Genomic DNA, 2,472 nt, shown 5'->3' on the forward strand with positions numbered 1-2,472 from the left:
CGCATAAGACAAAATAAACCGGTACACTTACCGGTTTTCCGTCAAATTTTGTATTTTCGCTTCCGTCAGATTTAATATGTTCCCAATGCCGAAGATATTCAGCATATGTATTTTTTTTGTTTTTCCGGGTTTCCTGTCAGCCCAGGCGCCGGAACACATTCTGCTGAACGGCACATGGGATTTTGAGCAGACTGCCACAGCATTCCCTCCTGCAAAATTTACGCGCACCATTCCTGTTCCGGGCCTTATCCATCTCGCCAGGCCAAAGATTGATGCCTATGATGCTTTTTTCCGTAAACCCGTTACAGTGGAGGGAAGTGAACAGTATGACTACAGAAAACTGGACTATCCCCCCCGCTATTCGTGGTACAGGAAAAAAATCCTGATACCTGGCGCTTATAAAGGGAAGGAAGCTGTTCTGACCATCAAAAAAAGCCAGTATCTGACCCAGGTTTTTGTTAACGGAATGGATGCCGGCACTTCCATAGCCTGCTATACGCCTTCCGATTTTCATATCACTCCGTATCTGAAATTCGGGCAGGTAAACGAAATTCTGATCAGGGTTGGCGAACGCATATGGCTTCCTCCGCAGGCTGCAGGATCTACCGATAAAGAAAAAGAGCATTATCTTCCGGGTATTTGGGACGATGTTTATCTGAACTGGAGCGGCCCCTGCCGGATCGACCGGCTTCTGGTTCTTCCGCACCTTGCCGGGAAAAAAGCAACTGTCCGGCTGAAAATACGCAATTTTAATCCTTCCCAGATCTTCTACGGAGACCCCATGTATGATTCCGTTCTGATAAAAGTAAAAATTGCCGAAACCAGAACAGAGCGAACCGTTTCGGAAGAAAAGTCAGTTATGGTAACCAAACGTGACAATCAGACCGTTGCCGACGTTGTAATGAAAATTCCGGAGCCCCATCCATGGTCTCCGGATGATCCTTTTCTCTATTCAGCCACCGTTTCTCTTCAATTGCCGCAAGGCGGAACCTGCGACAGCACGTCAGTCCGTTTCGGGATGCGGGATTTCGAACGCAGAGGGAAGTTCTTTTACCTGAACGGACAAAAGATTATCCTGAGGGGCACCAACATTACCCTTCACCGGTTTTTTGAAGATCCCGAATGCAGTAAACTGCCATGGGATACTGCCTGGGTGCGCCGGCTCCTCATGGAAATACCCCATGAGCTTGCATGGAATGCCATGCGGATCTGTGTAGGAATAGCGCCCTCGTTCTGGTACGACATTGCCGATGAAGCCGGACTGCTTCTGCAGAATGAATGGCTATACTGGCAAAATCACGGTTGGGATGAGCAGATCAGAAACGAATACACTGACTGGGTTTGGACTGATGGCAATCACCCCTCCATCGTCATCTGGGATGCAATTAACGAAAACCATGACAACTACATTGGAAATCAACTGATACCGGAGCTGAAAAAACTGGATCCTACCCGCCTATGGGATGCCGGATACATGACTTCTTCTGAAATGGCGGAGGATGAAATGGATGAGCCTCATCCTTACAGGGCAGGCTGGGATCTAATGGTTTCAGAAAATGCAGCGGAATACTTCCGGAAAAATCCCTATCCGCTGGGAAAACTTTCCATCTGGTACCCCGATCTGATGCAGGTTATGGAATCGGGCTCAGCCCAGCTGGTAAACGAGTACGGATGGATCTGGCTATGGCGCGACGGACGGCCGTCAAAACTCACTCTTACCGCCTATAATGCTCTGCTCGGAACTAATGCCACTGCCGACGAGCGAAGAGAACTTCAGGCCTACTGGCTTCAACTGGAAACTGAATGGCTTCGTTCCCAAAGGTTCCTGGCCGGGGTTCTGGCTTTCTGCTACTTAACCAACAACTACGGTTATACAGGTGACTGGTTCATTGACCACATAGCCGATCTGAAGAAAGGACCGGCACTGTACTGGTTCAGACATTGTTTTGCACCGACTGCCGTCTTTATTGACCTGCCCGATGAACGATACCTGCCTGCCGGAAACCCGCATGCCCCCGGTTCATCGCTCACTTTTAACCTGGTTGGAGTCAATGACCTTGCCCATTCCGTCTCAGGCAAAGTAGTCCTTGAACTGATTGACCATGAAGGAAACAGCATTTCTTCCCACATTTATCATTTGACTATTCCTGCCTGGCTGAGCACACTCCAGCCGATAAAACTGGATTTGCCTACCCGGCCGGGAGGTTACCTTATCAAAGCCACGTTTAATCCGGATAATAAAAACGGAGAATCGGTTATAAGCCGGCGGTACATAAGAATCGGAAAAGACGGCGATTCATTCAGCTTCCTTTCGACATTGTATCCTCCAGAAAAACAATAAATTTAAATTACCTTTCCAAATGCTTTCATCCATGAAAAACATGATCTGCCTTCTGACAGTTTTATTGACATTTTCGCCCCTTATGGCCCAGAAAAATTTTACCGTAACTTCTCCGGACAAGAAAATCACCG

The 2,472-nt window shown here is 48.0% G+C and carries 1 protein-coding gene; it reads left to right on the forward strand.

Annotation, left to right across the window (positions count from 1 at the left end):
• Nucleotides 1–85: 85 nt before the first annotated feature.
• Nucleotides 86–2,341, forward strand: coding sequence for a glycoside hydrolase family 2 (locus tag GX419_04985; GenBank protein NLI24041.1), 2,256 nt, complete (start codon nucleotides 86–88; stop codon nucleotides 2,339–2,341).
• The last annotated feature ends 131 nt before the right edge of the window (nucleotides 2,342–2,472 follow it).

This window comes from Bacteroidales bacterium (genome assembly GCA_012517825.1).
Lineage (GTDB): Bacteria > Bacteroidota > Bacteroidia > Bacteroidales > JAAYUG01 > JAAYUG01.